Genomic DNA, 530 nt, shown 5'->3' with positions numbered 1-530 from the left:
GCTGTACGCCGTGATCGACCCGCGCATCAAGGCCAGCGACATATGAGCACCCTTGCCGTTCCCAGCGCCGCCGCGCTCAAGGTGCCGGGCTTCTGGCGCCGTGCGCTGCGGCACCGCAGCTTCGTGATCGGTGGTGTCCTCGCGTTGCTGCTGCTCGTGGCCGCGCTCGTGTCTTTCGTCTGGACGCCGTGGTCGCCGTACGAGATGGACATGGCGAACAAGATGCAGGCGCCTTCGGCCGCGCACTGGCTGGGCACCGATGCCTTCGGGCGCGATGTGGCCTCGCTGCTGCTGGTGGGCGCGCGTGCCTCCATCCTCGTGGGCGTGATCGCGGTGGGCATCGGCCTCGTGGTCGGCACGGCGCTGGGCCTGCTCGCGGCGGCACGGCGCGGCTGGGTCGAAGAGGCGATCATGCGTTTCGCCGACTTCTCGCTCGCCTTCCCCGCGATCCTCTCGGCCATCATGATGACCGCGGTGTTCGGCGCCGGCATCGTCAACGCCATCGTCGCGATCGGCATCTACAACATCCC

The 530-nt window shown here is 68.9% G+C and carries 1 protein-coding gene; it reads left to right on the top strand.

Translation table 11 applies throughout. The features are described from left to right. Positions 1 to 42 precede the first annotated feature (42 nt). The coding region (locus AC1DXX_RS33410) for an ABC transporter permease (protein WP_478138486.1) at positions 43 to 530 on the top strand (488 nt) is incomplete at its 3' end.

It is taken from the genome of Variovorax sp. P4_B10, from assembly GCF_056402375.1.
The sequence above is the reverse complement of the archived record's forward strand: the minus strand, read 5'-3'. Positions and strand labels throughout refer to the sequence as shown.